We start from the raw sequence: 14143 nt of genomic DNA, 5'->3' as shown, positions 1-14143 counted from the left end.
GCACACCCGCCCCCCTCAGGAGCACGAGGCTCAGGAGACGCCGAGCTCCTTGGCGTTCTTCTTGAGGTCCTCGAGACCACCACACATGAAGAAGGCCTGCTCGGGGAAGTGGTCGTACTCACCGTCGCAGATCGCGTTGAACGCGGCGATCGACTCGTCGAGCGGAACGTCCGAACCGTCCACACCGGTGAACTGCTTCGCCGCGTGGGTGTTCTGGGACAGGAAGCGCTCGACACGGCGGGCGCGGTGGACAACGAGCTTGTCCTCCTCGCTCAGCTCGTCGATACCGAGAATCGCGATGATGTCCTGGAGGTCCTTGTACTTCTGCAGGATTCCCTTGACGCGCGTGGCGGCGTCGTAGTGCTCCTGCGCGATGTAGCGCGGGTCCAGGATCCGGGACGTGGAGTCCAGCGGGTCCACGGCCGGGTAGATGCCCTTCTCGGAGATCGGACGGGAGAGAACCGTCGTCGCGTCGAGGTGGGCGAAGGTGGTGGCCGGGGCCGGGTCGGTCAGGTCGTCCGCGGGGACGTAGATCGCCTGCATCGAGGTGATCGAGTGACCACGGGTCGAGGTGATGCGCTCCTGGAGGAGACCCATCTCGTCGGCCAGGTTCGGCTGGTAACCCACCGCGGAGGGCATACGGCCGAGCAGGGTCGAGACCTCGGAACCGGCCTGGGTGAAGCGGAAGATGTTGTCGATGAAGAACAGCACGTCCTGCTTCTGCACATCGCGGAAGTACTCCGCCATGGTCAGACCGGCCAGGGCCACGCGCAGACGGGTGCCCGGGGGCTCGTCCATCTGGCCGAAGACCAGCGCGGTCTTGTCCAGAACGCCGGCCTCCTCCATCTCCACCATGAGGTCGTTGCCCTCACGGGTGCGCTCGCCGACGCCCGCGAAGACCGATACACCGTCGTGCAGCTTGGCCACACGGACGATCATTTCCTGGATCAGAACGGTCTTGCCGACACCGGCGCCACCGAACAGACCGATCTTTCCACCCTTGACGTACGGGGTGAGAAGGTCGACGACCTTCAGGCCGGTCTCGAACATCTCGGTCTTGGACTCGAGCTGGTCGAAGGCCGGGGCCTTGCGGTGGATCGTCCAGCGCGGGGCGTCCGCGACGGTGGAGGCGTCGTCGTTCAGCACCTGACCGAGCGTGTTGAACACACGGCCCTTGGTGACATCGCCGACCGGCACGGTGATGCCGCTGCCGGTGTCGGTCACCGGGGCCTGGCGGACCAGACCGTCGGTGGGCTGCATCGAGATGGTGCGGACGATGCCGTCACCGAGGTGCTGGGCGACCTCGAGGGTCAGCGTCTTGGTCGCGCCCTCCTCGGCCGGGTCCGGAACCTCGACGTGCAGCGCGTTGTAGATCTCCGGCATCGCGTCGACGGGGAACTCCACGTCGACGACCGGGCCGATGACCCGGGCGACGCGGCCCGTGGCGGCGGCCGTCTCAACAGTGGTCGTCATTACTTGTCACTCCCCGCGGTCGCGTCGGCCAGGGCTGCCGAGCCGCCGACGATCTCGCTGATTTCCTGGGTGATTTCGGCCTGGCGGGCCGCGTTGGCAAGTCGGGAGAGGTTGTTGATCAAGTCTCCCGCGTTGTCGGTCGCCGACTTCATCGCGCGGCGCGTGGCGGCGTGCTTGGAGGCAGCCGACTGGAGCAGCGCGTTGTAGATCCGGCTCTCGACGTAGCGCGGCAGCAGGGCGTCGAGGACGTCCTCCGCCGACGGCTCGAAGTCGTACAGCGGACGGAGCGTGTCCTGCTCGCCCGCCTCCTTCGCCACCTCGTCGAGGCTGAGGGGCAGCAGCCGGGCCTCGACCGCCGTCTGCGTCATCATCGAGACGAACTCGGTGTAGACGATGTGGAGCTCGTCCACGCCGCCGTCCGCCGTGTCCTTCTCGATCGCCTCGATCAGCGGAGCGGCGATCTTCTTGGCGTCCGCGTACTCCGGCTGATCCGTGAAGCCGGTCCACGAGTCGGCCAGCTTGCGCTCACGGAAGTTGTAGTGCGCGATGCCACGACGGCCGACGACGTAGATGTCGACCTCGCGCCCCTCGCTCTCCAGCTTCCTCGTGAGCTGCTCCGCCGCCTTGATGGCGTTGGAGTTGAAGGCGCCGGCCAGACCGCGGTCGCTCGACAGGAGCAGGACCGCGGCACGGGTCGGGTTCTCCGCCTCGGTGGTCAGCGGGTGCTTGTCGTTCGCACCCGTGGCCACCGCGGTGACCGCGCGGGTCAGCTCGGTCGCGTACGGAGTCGACGCCTGCACCTTGCGCTGCGCCTTGACGACGCGCGAGGCGGCGATCATCTCCATCGCCTTGGTGATCTTCTTCGTCGCGGTGACGGATTTGATGCGACGCTTGTAGACCCGGAGCTGCGCTCCCATGAGTCAGGTCCCTTCCGTCGTCACTTCGAGACGTTGACGGCAGCGGAAGCGTCGTCGCCCAGCAGCTTCCCGTCAGAGGTCTCGAACTGCTTCTTGAACTCCGCGATGGCGTCACCGACGGACTGCAGGGTGTCGTCCGACATCTTGCCGCCCTCGCGGATCGAGCTCATGAGACCCGCGTGGTTCTGACGCAGGTACGCGAGGAGCTCGGCCTCGAAGCGACGGATGTCGGCGACCGGGACGTCGTCCATCTTGCCGGTGGTGCCGGCCCAGATGGAGACGACCTGGTTCTCGGTCGGCATCGGCTGGTACTGAGCCTGCTTGAGCAGCTCGACCATGCGCTGACCGCGCTCCAGCTGCGCCTTCGAGGCCGCGTCCAGGTCGGAACCGAAGGCGGCGAACGCCTCCAGCTCACGGAACTGGGCGAGGTCGACACGGAGGCGACCGGAGATCTGCTTCATCGCCTTGTGCTGGGCGGAGCCACCGACACGGGAGACCGAGATACCGACGTTCAGGGCCGGACGCTGACCGGCGTTGAACAGGTCGGACTCCAGGAAGCACTGGCCGTCGGTGATGGAGATGACGTTGGTCGGGATGAACGCCGATACGTCGTTCGCCTTGGTCTCGACGATCGGCAGACCGGTCATCGAACCCGCGCCCAGCTCGTCCGAGAGCTTCGCGCAGCGCTCGAGCAGACGGGAGTGCAGGTAGAAGACGTCACCCGGGTAGGCCTCACGGCCCGGCGGGCGGCGCAGCAGCAGCGACACGGCGCGGTAGGCGTCGGCCTGCTTCGACAGGTCGTCGAAGACGATCAGGACGTGCTTGCCCTGGTACATCCAGTGCTGGCCGATGGCGGAGCCGGTGTACGGCGCCAGGTACTTGAAGCCGGCCGGGTCGGACGCGGGGGCGGCGACGATCGTCGTGTACTCGAGCGCGCCGGCCTCCTCCAGGGCGCCGCGCACGGACGCGATGGTGGAGCCCTTCTGGCCGATGGCGACGTAGATGCAGCGGACCTGCTTGTTCACGTCGCCCGAGCGCCAGTTGTCACGCTGGTTGATGATCGTGTCGACACACAGCGCGGTCTTGCCGGTCTGACGGTCACCGATGATCAGCTGACGCTGACCACGGCCGACCGGCGTCATGGCGTCGACGGCCTTGTAGCCGGTCTCCATGGGCTCGTGGACCGACTTACGGGCCATGACGCCCGGGGCCTGCAGCTCGAGGGCGCGGCGGCCCTCGGTCGCGATCTCGCCGAGGCCGTCGATCGGGTTGCCGAGCGGGTCGACGACGCGACCCAGGTATCCCTCGCCGACACCGACAGAGAGGACCTCACCGGTGCGCTGCACCGGCTGTCCCTCCTCGATACCGCTGAACTCGCCGAGGACGATCGCACCGATCTCGCGCTCCTCGAGGTTGAGGGCGAGACCGAGGGTGCCGTCCTCGAACTTCAGCAGCTCGTTCGCCATGGCCGAGGGCAGACCCTCGATCTTGGCAATGCCGTCGCCGGCCAGGCTGACCGTTCCGACCTCCTCGCGCGAGGCCGCGTCCGGCTGGTACGACTGGACAAAGTTCTCCAGCGCGTCCCGGATCTCCTCCGGCCGGATCGTGAGCTCCGCCATCTGGGTTCCCTGCTCTCCTTGTTGGGCCCGAAGTTTCTTAGGGGGTCTGGGGGCCGACCCCCAGGAATCTTCTGCAATCTCTGCACGGCCCAACCGGGCCGCAGGTGATGCTGTGTTCAGTTGGTGGCTGACGTCAGCCGGCCAGTCGCCGGGTCGCCTCGTCGAGGCGCTCCGCGATGGTCCCGTTGATGACCTCGTCGCCGACCTGCACCGAGATCCCGCCGAGGACCGTGGGGTCCACGTCCAGGTTCAGGTGCATCTGGCGGCCGTACAGCTTGGCCAGAAGGGCACCGAGGCGCTGCTTCTGCTGGTCGGTCAGCGGCACCGCCGAGGTGACGACGGCGACCATCCGGTCCCGGCGCGCCGCGGCGAGCTTGGAGAGGGACTCGAGTCCCGCTTCCAGGCTACGTCCCCGGGGCTGGGTCACGAGACGGACGACCAGTCGCTCGGTGACCGGGTTGGCCTTGCCGCCGAGCAGGCCGCGCAGCAGCTCACTCTTGGCGGAGACCGTGGCGGCCTTGTCGGTCAGCGCCGAGCGGAGCTCGGTGCTGGAGGACACGATCCGGCCGAACCGGAACAGCTCGTCCTCGACGTCGTCCAGCGCGCCGGCCTGCTGCGCCGCGGTGAGGTCGGCGGTGTTCGCCAGCTCCTCGACCGAGTCGACCAGGTCACGCGACTGCGACCAGCGGGAACGCACCATGCCGGACACCAGGTCGACGGCCTCGCCGCCCACCTGACCGCTGAGCAGTCGCCCGGCGAGCTCGGCCTTGGCCTCGCCCGCCTGCGCCGGGTCGGTCAGGACCCGACGCAGCGACACCTCGCGGTCGAGCAGCGCGGTGACGGCTGCCAGCTCGCCCGCGAGCTTCGCCGCGTCGACCGAGGTGTTGTCGGTCAGTGCGTCGAGGGACTCACGTGCGGCGGCCAGTGCCTCGCGGCTCGCTCCGTTCATCGGACAGCCTCGGCCTTCTCCTCGAGCTCGTCGAGGAAGCGGTCGATCGTGCGGCTCTGGCGGGCGGCGTCCTCGAGGGACTCGCCGACCAGCTTGCCGGCCAGGTCGGTGGCGAGCTTGCCCACGTCCTGGCGCAGCGAGGTCGCCGCGGACTTGCGGTCGGCCTCGATCTGCGCGTGGCCGGCCGCGATGATCTCCTCGCGCTGGCGCTGGCCTTCCGCCTTCATCTCCTGGATGATCGCGGTGCCCTGCTCCGTCGCCTCCTGGCGAAGACGCGCGGCCTCGTGGCGGGCCTCGGCGAGCTGGGCCTTGTACTGCTCCAGCACACTCTGGGCCTCGATCTGGGCCGACTCGGCCTTCTCGATGCCACCCTCGATGGCCTCGCGACGCTGCTCCAGAACCTTGTTGATGTTCGGGAGGAGCTTCTTGGCGAGGAAGCCGAAGACGATGACGAAGGCGATCAGGCCGATGACGAGCTCGTCAAGATGCGGGATCAGAGGAGGCTGGGGCTCCTCCGCCTGCGCAAGAAGCAGAGCGTTCACATCAGTGCCTTCCGTAAAAAGGTTCGGGCTGTCGGTCCGGCTTACTGGTAGACGAAGCCCATGACGATGCCGATGAGGGCGAGCGCCTCACAGAACGCGAAGCCCATGATCTGGTTGGTGCGGATCAGGCCGGCGGCCTCGGGCTGGCGGGCGAGCGCCTGGGTGCCGTTACCGAAGATGATGCCGACGCCGACGCCGGGGCCGATCGCGGCGAGGCCGTAGCCGATCGAGGCGACGTTGCCGACGACGTTCTCCTTGGCGGAGGCCGCGAGGTTGACCATGTCGAGAGCAGCGGACATGCCGTTACTTCCTTCTCTTTCAATGACCCGGTGGGGGTTGGCCACCGGACGACTGTTGGATTGGGGGTGTAGCTGGGTCCCGGGCGGACCGGCTCAGTGGTGCTCGGCGAGCGCGCCCTGGACGTAGCTGCAGGCCAGGAGGACGAAGACGTACGCCTGGACGGCCTGGATGAAGAGCTCGAAGGCCGTCATCACGAGGACCATGACGAACGAGGCGCCGGCGTAGACGAAGCCCAGACCGTTCATGAGGTACCAGGTGGCCAGCGAGAACATCACGATCAGCAGGTGACCGGCGAACATGTTCGCGAACAGTCGGACCGCGTGCGTGAAGGGCCGGATGAGGAGGTTCGAGAAGAACTCGAGGACGACGACCATCGGGAGGATCGCGCCGAGGGACTTGTCGTAACCGACGATGTTCTTCCAGCCGCCGACGAAGCCGTGCTTCTTGAAGGTCAGCGAGATCCACATGACGTACACGATCAGCGCGAGACCGGCCGGGAAGGCGATCAGCGAGGTGACCGGGAACTGGGCGAGCGGAATGATCGACCAGAGGTTCATGATCCAGACGAAGAAGAACAGCGACACCATGAACGGGACGTACTTCTCGCCGTCCTTCTTGCCGATGATCTCGTAGACGATGCCGCGGCGGACGAAGTCGTAACCGGCCTCGCCGACCATCTGCATCTTGCCGGGGATCAGCTTGGGCTTGTTGAAGGCGGCCCAGAAGAACCCGACGACCACGATGGAGCCGAGGAGGGCGAGCAGCATCGGCTTGGTGATGTCGATGCCCCCCACCGTCGCGACGGGCTCGTACATGAACGTGTGCAGGCCCGGCGCCGGGAAGCCGCATCCACTGAAGATGTGACAACTCGGGTCGAAGGCAAGCGTCTGGTCAGCACTCACCGCGGGCTCCTTCAGCGTGGCGCATAGGTACGGCAACCTCGTTGTGTCGGCGCGGCACGCAGCCGCGGGTCGGCACTGGACTGGTCTTACGGATAAGGGGGCGGCGGTTCGGCGTCGAGCCTCGCGCTGGGACAGGCGTCAGCTCGGATGCCCGCGCCCGCAGTGCCGCAGTTGGCACCGGACGATAGCAGGAAGCCGAACGCGCCTTTATCCCGGCCCTACCCCTCACGTCGACGACCCCGGCTTCTTGGGGTCGTCGATGTACATGATCTTGGCCTTCATGTACGCACGCGCCTGCGCGGCGATCCACACGATGGTCGCGGCGAGCACGGTGAACGCGAAGGCCTTGAAGTCGAAGAAGGTGGTCTTCTTGAACAGGAAGATCAGGAAGAGGAGGAGAAGCAGCTGGGCCGTGTAGAGCATGAGCCCCATGGCCTGGAACAGATGCGGCAGCGACTTCGCCGTCCGCTGCAGCACCACGAGCCCGATCCCCATGAACAGGATGACGACCGCGCAGCCGATGACGGCGCCGAGCGCTCCCTTGCCGCCGGCGACCAGGCCGCTGATGACCGCGGCGATGGCGCCGGTGGCAGCAGCGGGAATGGCAGCTGACAGAAGGATGCGTGCGTCGTTGGACGGCATGGCGGTGTCTCCGCGTTGCTGGTGGGGGCGATGGTGTCGTCAGGGACGAGCGTAAGCCCGGTCCGAGGTGTGTCTCGGGGCCAAGAGACCGTCGCACTACGGTCTTTCGGCTCTGTCGCCGGGTCTCGTGAACGGTATCACAAACTATTTGAGTAGTTCTTTACCCATGAGGTGTGCTGGCTGTCACACATGAGAGTTACCGCGCGCGTGTGTGCGGGACAGAGAGGCGACTTGTCTGGTATTGGACGCCGATACGGCATTCGTCAACTCGGCGTTCCGGCCTTCCGCCGGTCGGTGAAGCGCGAACGGTGGCCGATGGCGGTGGAGCCGTTGACCCCGGCCGGGATCGGGACGCGCTCCCCCAGCGGATCCTCGACGCCCTCCGCACCCCCGGCGGGGTGGGCGGCGACCGGCGGGACGGCCTCCATGCGCGGGACCGGGCGACGGCGCCGGTAGCGGGGCGGAACGAAGGACTCCGCCCACCGCGGGGCCCGCGGCGAGAAGCGCGGCAGCAGGAGCAGCACGAGACCGATCGCGCTCAGCATTACGACCACGAGCACGATCCACATCGACGTCGAGTGCACCGAGTACGCCAGCGTCCCGAAGGCGATCAGCGCCGACCAGAAGTACATGATCAGGACGGCCCGGCTGTGCGAGTGCCCGATCTCCAGGAGCCGGTGGTGCAGATGGCCTCGGTCGGCGGCGAACGGCGACTGGCCGTTCCAGGTCCGGCGCACGATCGCGAGGATCAGGTCCGCCATCGGGATCGCGATGATCGTCAGCGGCAGGAGGAGCGGGATGAAGACCGGCAGGGCCGCGTGGGTGGCCTGCCGGGTCGAGCCCTCGAAGAAGATCTTCAGGGTGTCCGGGTCGACCTGACCGGTGATCGAGATCGCGGAGGCGGCCAGGATCAGGCCGATCAGCATCGAGCCCGAGTCGCCCATGAAGATCCGCGCCGGGTGCATGTTGTGCGGCAGGAAGCCCAGGCACATGCCCATGAGGATGGCCGCGAACAGGGTGGCCGGCGCGGCCGCCTCGATCGTGTAGCCGTACCAGAGGCGGTACGCGTACAGGAAGAAGGCCGCGGCGGCGATGCAGACCATGCCGGCGGCGAGGCCGTCGAGGCCGTCGACGAAGTTCACGGCGTTGATGGTGAGGACCACCAGGGCGACCGTGAGCAGCGTGCCCTGCCCGGGGGTGAGCGCGACCGTGCCCACACCGGGGATCGGCAGCCACAGGATCGTCAGACCCTGGATCACCATCACACCCGCCGAGATCATCTGCGCGCCCAGCTTGATCAGGGCGTCCAGCTCGAACTTGTCGTCGAGGACGCCGATCAGCCAGATCAGGGCGGCACCGGAGAGCAGCGCGCGGGGCTCGTTGGAGAGCTCGAAGACGCTGTTGAGGTTCTGCAGGTGGTCCGCGACCAGCAGACCCGCGCACAGCCCGAAGAACATGGCGATGCCACCGAGCCGCGGAGTCGGTTCTCGGTGTACGTCGCGGGCGCGGATCTCCGGCATCGCCCCGGTCGCGATGGCGAACTTCCGCACCGGACCGGTGAGCAGATAGGTCACCGCGGCCGTGACACATAGCGTCAGCAGGTAATCACGCACGGGCTGCCCCACAGGAATCGCTGGCCATCTCAGCCCCACACCCTAGCCGTGCTGTCCATATGGTTGAGGACATCCGGGCGCTCAGGATGGTTGCGGCGGTGCTTCGCTACGGTCCGTACGGGGGAAATCGCCGCGCCATTTCACGGACTTCCGCGCGTACGCGCGCCGTCTCCTCGGGGTCGTCGCGTAGCGCGATCGAGAAGAGCGCGGCGATCCGGGCCATCTCCGGGGCGCCCATCCCCTGGGTCGTCACGGCGGCCGTGCCCAGGCGGATGCCGCGCCCGTCCCCGTACGGCAGGGCGCACGTGTCGAGCACCATCCCGGCGGCCGCGAGCCGCATCCGGGCGGTGCGGCCGTCGACGCCGAGGGGCGCCGGGTCGGCGGTGATCAGATGGGTGTCGGTGCCGCCGGTGGTGATCGCGAAGCCCTCGGCGGCGAGCGCGCCGGCGAGGAGGCGGGCGTGCGCGACGACCCGGTGGGTGTAGGCGGCGAAGGAGGGCGAGGCGGCCTCTCCGAAGGCGACGGCCTTGGCGGCGATGGTGTGCATCTGGGCGCCCCCCTGGGTGAACGGGAAGACCGCCCTGTCGACGCGCCCGGCCAGGTCGCCGCCGCAGAGGAGCATCCCGCCGCGGGGACCGCGGAGCACCTTGTGCGTGGTGGCGCAGACGACGTCGGCGTACGGGACGGGGCTGGGGGCCACTCCCCCGGCGACCAGGCCGATGGGGTGGGCGGCGTCGGCGATGAGATAGGCGCCGACCTCGTCGGCGATCTCCCGGAAGATCGCGTAGTCGAGGTGGCGGGGGTAGCAGATCGAGCCGCAGACGATCGCCTTGGGGCGGTGGTGGCGGGCGAGGGCGGCGACCTGCTCGTAGTCGACGAGCCCGGACTCGGCGTCGACGCCGTAGGGCACGAACTCGAACCAGCGGCCGGAGAAGTTGGCGGGCGAGCCGTGGGTGAGATGCCCGCCGTGGGAGAGGCCCATGGCGAGGACGGTGTCCCCCGGCCGCAGCAGGGCCGCGTAGGCGGCCAGGACGGCGGAAGACCCGGAGTGGGACTGCACGTTGGCGTGTTCGGCGCCGAAGAGGGAGGTCGCCCTCTCGACCGCGATCCGTTCGGCGGCGTCGGCGAACTCGCAGCCACCGTGGTGGCGGGCGCCGGGATAACCCTCCGCGTACTTGTTGGCGAGCGGGGAGCCGAGCGCGGCGAGGACGGCGGGCGAGGTGAAGTTCTCGGCGGCGATCAGCTGGAGGCTGTCGGACTGCCGGCGCACCTCCCCGAGCAGCACGTCGGCGATCTCCGGGTCCTGCCGGCGCAGGACGTCGAGTTCCTCATCGGGGGGAGCGGTGACCGGCATCTGTGGCTCCAGGCGCGTGGGCTGGGCTTCAGCTCCAATGTAGGCGCGCGGAGGGCGGTTCGCCCGGTTTCCGCCGTGATTCTGGGCCGTATGGCCCCGTGGGCCGCCGCGCGGAGGCCGACGCCGAGGGCACGGACCGGCGCGCCGGAAGCCCGGGCGTCCGTCACCGGTGACCGTCTCAGCGTCGCGCCGGTACGCCCGTCATGGCCGTCACCACGGGATCCAGCGCCGTGTTGATCTCCTCGCCGATCGAGCGGAAGAACGTGATCGGGGCGCCGTACGGGTCGTTCACCTCGTCCGCCTCCACCGAGGGCGCCAGGAGCCACCCGCGTAGAGCCGCCGCCGCACGCACCAGCGCCCGCGCGCGCTCCACCACTCCCTCCCCCAGGGGGTCGGGCAGCGTCGCCGGGTCTATCGCCCGCACCAGGCGGGTGAACTCCTTCAGCGTGAAGGTCCGCAGGCCCGCCGAGTGGCCCATCGAGATGACCTGCGCCCGGTGGTCACGGGTCGCGGTCAGGACGAGGTCCGCGCGGATGACGTGCTCGTCGAGGAGCTCACGGCCGACGAAGCCGCTGGAGTCCGCGCCGAAGTCGGCGAGGACCAGTTCCGCGTTGGCCTCCATGGGGGCCCCTTCGTGGCCCCACGTACCCGCGCTCTCCACGATCAGGCCGCCGCCCCGGGGATCGCCCAGGCGGTCGCTCAGGGCATGGCGGGTCAGCCGCTCGGTGATCGGCGAGCGGCAGACGTTGCCGGTGCTGACGTGGAGGATGCGGAAGGAACTGCTTTCGTGCCCCGCTATGCCACGCCCCTCAGGGGCGGTCAACTGGCCACCTCGAGGTCGGGTACGACCTTCCGGAGCTCCTCCGGCGACAGCGCTCCCTCACGCAGCAGCACGGGCACCTTGCCCGTGACGTCCACGATCGACGACGGGACGATCCCCGGCGTCGGGCCGCCGTCGAGGTACACCGACACCGAGTCGCCGAGCATCTGCTGGGCCGCGTCGCAGTCCTCCGGCGACGGGTGCCCGGTCAGGTTCGCCGACGACACGGCCATCGGACCGACTTCGGTCAGCAGCTCGATCGCGACCGGGTGCAGCGGCATCCGGATCGCGACCGTGCCCCGGGTGTCCCCCAGGTCCCACTGCAACGAGGGCTGGTGCCGCGCGACGAGCGTCAGGGCGCCCGGCCAGAACGCGTCGACGAGCTCCCACGCCTGCTCGGAGAAGTCCGTGACGAGCCCGTGCAGCGTGTTCGGGGAGCCGATCAGGACGGGCGTGGGCATGTTGCGGCCCCGGCCCTTCGCCGCGAGCAGGTCCGCGACTGCCTCCGAGCTGAAGGCGTCCGCACCGATCCCGTACACGGTGTCCGTGGGCAGCACGACCAGCTCGCCACGGCGAACGGCGGACGCGGCCTCGCGCAGACCGGTCACACGGTCGGTCGCCTCGTTGCAGTCGTATCGCCGAGCCATCTAGCAGGCCTCCTCGTACACAAGCGTGGTCATGGCAGTGCGCGTCACGGCATCGCCTTGCGGGCCGTCGCGAAGCGCGGGCGGTTGTTCAGGTCCGGGTGGTCGGCGGCGTCCGCCCAGCCGGCCTCCTCGTTGAAGATCCACGGGACCTGGCCGCCCTGGGTGTCCGCGTGCTCGATCACGACGAGGCCGCCCGGCCGCAGCAGGCGGTGCGCGGTGCGTTCGATCCCCCGGATCGTGTCGAGGCCGTCCTCGCCGGAGAACAGCGCCATCTCGGGGTCGTGGTCGCGCGCCTCGGGCGCCACGTACTCCCACTCGGTGAGCGGGATGTACGGCGGGTTGGAGATGACCAGGTCGACCTGGCCGTCGAGCTCCGGCAGCGCGCTCAGCGCGTCGCCCTGGTGGACCGTGACGCGCGAGCCCTCGGCGTTCTTACGGGTCCACACCAGCGCGTCGTCGGAGAGCTCCACGGCGTGTACGCGCGAGCGCGGCACCTCCTGCGCCATGGCGAGCGCGATGGCGCCCGAACCGGTGCACAGGTCGACGATCAGCGGCTCGACCACGTCCATCGCCCGTACGGCGTCTATCGCCCAGCCGACGACCGACTCGGTCTCCGGCCGGGGCACGAAGACGCCGGGCCCCACCTGGAGCTCCAGATAGCGGAAGAACGCCCGGCCGGTGATGTGCTGGAGCGGTTCGCGGGCTTCGCGCCGGGCGACCGTCTCCCAGTAGCGGGCGTCGAAGTCCACGTCCTTGACGTTGTGCAGCTCCCCCCGCTTGACGCCGTGCACGAACGCGGCGAGCTCCTCCGCGTCGAAGCGCGGTGAGGGAACGCCGGCGTCGGCCAGCCGCTGGGTGGCCTGGGCCACCTCGGCAAGCAGCAGGTTCACGCTGGTCCTCCGTGGTACGGGGTGGGGCTTACGGCAAGGTCCTCGGGACCAGGTCCTAGGCTGCGGCCGCGAGCTTGGCGGCCGAGTCCGCGTCGACGCAGGCCTGGATCATCGCGTCCAGGTCGCCGTCGAGCACCTGGTCCAAGTTGTACGCCTTGAACCCGACACGGTGGTCCGAGATCCGGTTTTCCGGGTAGTTGTACGTCCGGATCTTCTCGGACCGGTCGACGGTACGGACCTGGCTGCGACGGGCGTCGGCGGCCTCGGCCTCGGCCTTCTCCTGGGCGGCGGCGAGCAGCCTGGACCGGAGGATACGCATGGCCTGCTCCTTGTTCTGGAGCTGGCTCTTCTCGTTCTGGCAGGAGGCGACGATACCGGTCGGCAGGTGCGTGATACGGACCGCGGAGTCGGTCGTGTTGACGGACTGACCGCCGGGACCGGACGAGCGGTAGACGTCGATCCGCAGGTCGTTGGCGTGGATCTCGACGTCGATCTCCTCGGCCTCTGGGGTCACGAGGACACCGGCCGCGGAGGTGTGGATCCGGCCCTGGGACTCGGTCGCGGGCACGCGCTGCACGCGGTGCACCCCGCCCTCGTACTTGAGGCGCGCCCAGACGCCCTGCCCGGGCTCGGTGGCGCCGTTGCCGCCCTTGGTCTTCACGGCGACCTGGACGTCCTTGTAGCCGCCCAGTTCGGACTCGGTGGAGTCGATGATCTCGGTCTTCCAGCCGACGCGCTCGGCGTAGCGCAGGTACATCCGCAGCAGGTCGCCGGCGAACAGGGCGGACTCGTCGCCGCCCGCGCCGGCCTTGATCTCCAGGATGACGTCCTTGTCGTCGCTGGGGTCGCGCGGGACGAGGAGCAGTCGGAGCCTGTCCGTGAGCACCTCGCGCTGCTTCTCCAGCTCCTTCACCTCGGCGGCGAAGTCGGGGTCGTCGGCGGCGAACTCCTTGGCCGTCTCGATGTCGTCCGCGGTCTGCTTCCACGCCTTGTAGGTGCCGATGATCGGGGTCAGCTCCGCGTAACGCTTGTTGAGCTTGCGCGCGTTCGCCTGGTCGGAGTGGACCGAAGGGTCGGCGAGCTTCTTCTCGAGGTCGGCGTGCTCGCCGACCAGTTCCTCGACCGCTTCGAACATCGGGTGCTCCTGGTGAATTCGTGAGGGGCTGCTGCGTGAAGGACTGCGGGGACGGCAAAGCGCCGGTCCGGTCCCCCTGCGGGAGCGACCAAGGACCGGCGCAGTGACGTGCTACTTCTTGGCCGCACCCTTGCCGAAGCGGGCCTCGAAGCGGGCGACGCGGCCGCCGGTGTCGAGGATCTTCTGCTTGCCCGTGTAGAACGGGTGGCACTCGGAGCAGACCTCGGCACGGATGGTGCCCTCGGTGAGGGTGCTACGGGTGGTGAACGACGCGCCACAGGTGCAGCTGACCTGGGTCTCGACGTACTCGGGGTGGATCTCGCGCTTCAAGGTGTCTCCT

Annotated in this window: 15 protein-coding genes; all 15 read right to left on the bottom strand. The window is 68.7% G+C overall.

Going from position 1 to position 14143, the window contains the following annotated elements; translation table 11 throughout:
- Positions 1–30: 30 nt before the first annotated feature.
- Complete coding sequence (gene atpD / locus IE136_RS24900) at positions 31–1473, bottom strand: F0F1 ATP synthase subunit beta (protein ID WP_158990512.1); 1443 nt, start codon at positions 1471–1473, stop codon at positions 31–33.
- Positions 1473–2390, bottom strand: coding sequence for a F0F1 ATP synthase subunit gamma (locus IE136_RS24895; RefSeq protein WP_189601470.1), 918 nt, complete (start codon positions 2388–2390; stop codon positions 1473–1475). The genes atpD and IE136_RS24895 overlap by 1 nt, the downstream gene beginning before the upstream one ends.
- 20 nt (positions 2391–2410) lie before the next feature.
- Positions 2411–4009 (bottom strand): F0F1 ATP synthase subunit alpha, encoded by a 1599-nt coding sequence (atpA, locus tag IE136_RS24890; protein WP_158990508.1) that lies wholly within the window; start codon positions 4007–4009, stop codon positions 2411–2413.
- Positions 4010–4142: 133 nt separating this feature from the next.
- Positions 4143–4958, bottom strand: a complete 816-nt coding sequence (locus IE136_RS24885; RefSeq protein ID WP_158990506.1) for a F0F1 ATP synthase subunit delta — start codon at positions 4956–4958, stop codon at positions 4143–4145.
- The gene (locus IE136_RS24880) at positions 4955–5500 is read right to left on the bottom strand and encodes a F0F1 ATP synthase subunit B (RefSeq protein WP_158990504.1); all 546 of its coding nucleotides are present in this window, start codon (positions 5498–5500) and stop codon (positions 4955–4957) included. Before IE136_RS24880 ends, IE136_RS24885 begins: the two co-directional genes overlap by 4 nt.
- A gap of 41 nt (positions 5501–5541) precedes the next feature.
- Entirely contained in the window at positions 5542–5799 is a 258-nt protein-coding gene (gene atpE / locus IE136_RS24875) for an ATP synthase F0 subunit C (RefSeq protein WP_158990502.1), read from the bottom strand.
- Positions 5800–5892: 93 nt separating this feature from the next.
- Positions 5893–6702, bottom strand: coding sequence for a F0F1 ATP synthase subunit A (gene atpB / locus IE136_RS24870; protein WP_158990500.1), 810 nt, complete (start codon positions 6700–6702; stop codon positions 5893–5895).
- Positions 6703–6927: 225 nt separating this feature from the next.
- The gene (locus IE136_RS24865; RefSeq protein ID WP_158990498.1) at positions 6928–7344 is read right to left on the bottom strand and encodes a Cg1360 family ATP-synthase-associated protein; all 417 of its coding nucleotides are present in this window, start codon (positions 7342–7344) and stop codon (positions 6928–6930) included.
- A 263-nt stretch (positions 7345–7607) separates the two neighbouring features.
- Positions 7608–8969, bottom strand: a complete 1362-nt coding sequence (locus IE136_RS24860) for an MraY family glycosyltransferase (protein WP_189601469.1) — start codon at positions 8967–8969, stop codon at positions 7608–7610.
- Positions 8970–9063: 94 nt separating this feature from the next.
- Complete coding sequence (glyA, locus tag IE136_RS24855; protein ID WP_158990494.1) at positions 9064–10311, bottom strand: serine hydroxymethyltransferase; 1248 nt, start codon at positions 10309–10311, stop codon at positions 9064–9066.
- Between the two features lie 178 nt (positions 10312–10489).
- Positions 10490–11134 carry an arsenate reductase/protein-tyrosine-phosphatase family protein gene (locus IE136_RS24850; RefSeq protein ID WP_158990492.1) on the bottom strand — a complete coding sequence of 215 codons (645 nt, stop codon included), beginning with the start codon at positions 11132–11134 and terminating at the stop codon, positions 10490–10492.
- Complete coding sequence (locus tag IE136_RS24845; protein ID WP_158990490.1) at positions 11131–11778, bottom strand: L-threonylcarbamoyladenylate synthase; 648 nt, start codon at positions 11776–11778, stop codon at positions 11131–11133. Before IE136_RS24845 ends, IE136_RS24850 begins: the two co-directional genes overlap by 4 nt.
- A 44-nt stretch (positions 11779–11822) precedes the next feature.
- On the bottom strand, positions 11823–12668 hold the full coding sequence (gene prmC, locus IE136_RS24840; protein ID WP_158990488.1) for a peptide chain release factor N(5)-glutamine methyltransferase: 846 nt from the start codon (positions 12666–12668) through the stop codon (positions 11823–11825).
- Positions 12669–12723: 55 nt separating this feature from the next.
- A complete protein-coding gene (gene prfA / locus IE136_RS24835) occupies positions 12724–13803 on the bottom strand; it encodes a peptide chain release factor 1 (protein ID WP_189601468.1) in 1080 nt (359 codons plus the stop codon).
- A 111-nt stretch (positions 13804–13914) separates the two neighbouring features.
- Complete coding sequence (gene rpmE / locus IE136_RS24830; RefSeq protein WP_158990484.1) at positions 13915–14133, bottom strand: 50S ribosomal protein L31; 219 nt, start codon at positions 14131–14133, stop codon at positions 13915–13917.
- Between the last annotated feature and the right edge of the window lie 10 nt (positions 14134–14143).

Source organism: Streptomyces lateritius (assembly GCF_014649715.1).
Lineage (GTDB): Bacteria > Actinomycetota > Actinomycetes > Streptomycetales > Streptomycetaceae > Streptomyces > Streptomyces lateritius.
This window is presented reverse-complemented; position numbering and strand designations above follow the sequence as displayed.

What these genes read in the sequence shown, in the direction of transcription:
- atpD (WP_158990512.1), bottom strand. Translation starts at nt 1,473, where the DNA reads ATGACGACCACTGTTGAGACGGCCGCCGCCACGGGCCGCGTCGCCCGG.
- IE136_RS24895 (WP_189601470.1), bottom strand. Translation starts at nt 2,390, where the DNA reads ATGGGAGCGCAGCTCCGGGTCTACAAGCGTCGCATCAAATCCGTCACC.
- atpA (WP_158990508.1), bottom strand. Translation starts at nt 4,009, where the DNA reads ATGGCGGAGCTCACGATCCGGCCGGAGGAGATCCGGGACGCGCTGGAG.
- IE136_RS24885 (WP_158990506.1), bottom strand. Translation starts at nt 4,958, where the DNA reads ATGAACGGAGCGAGCCGCGAGGCACTGGCCGCCGCACGTGAGTCCCTC.
- atpE (WP_158990502.1), bottom strand. Translation starts at nt 5,799, where the DNA reads ATGTCCGCTGCTCTCGACATGGTCAACCTCGCGGCCTCCGCCAAGGAG.
- IE136_RS24865 (WP_158990498.1), bottom strand. Translation starts at nt 7,344, where the DNA reads ATGCCGTCCAACGACGCACGCATCCTTCTGTCAGCTGCCATTCCCGCT.
- glyA (WP_158990494.1), bottom strand. Translation starts at nt 10,311, where the DNA reads ATGCCGGTCACCGCTCCCCCCGATGAGGAACTCGACGTCCTGCGCCGG.
- IE136_RS24845 (WP_158990490.1), bottom strand. Translation starts at nt 11,778, where the DNA reads ATGGCTCGGCGATACGACTGCAACGAGGCGACCGACCGTGTGACCGGT.
- prfA (WP_189601468.1), bottom strand. Translation starts at nt 13,803, where the DNA reads ATGTTCGAAGCGGTCGAGGAACTGGTCGGCGAGCACGCCGACCTCGAG.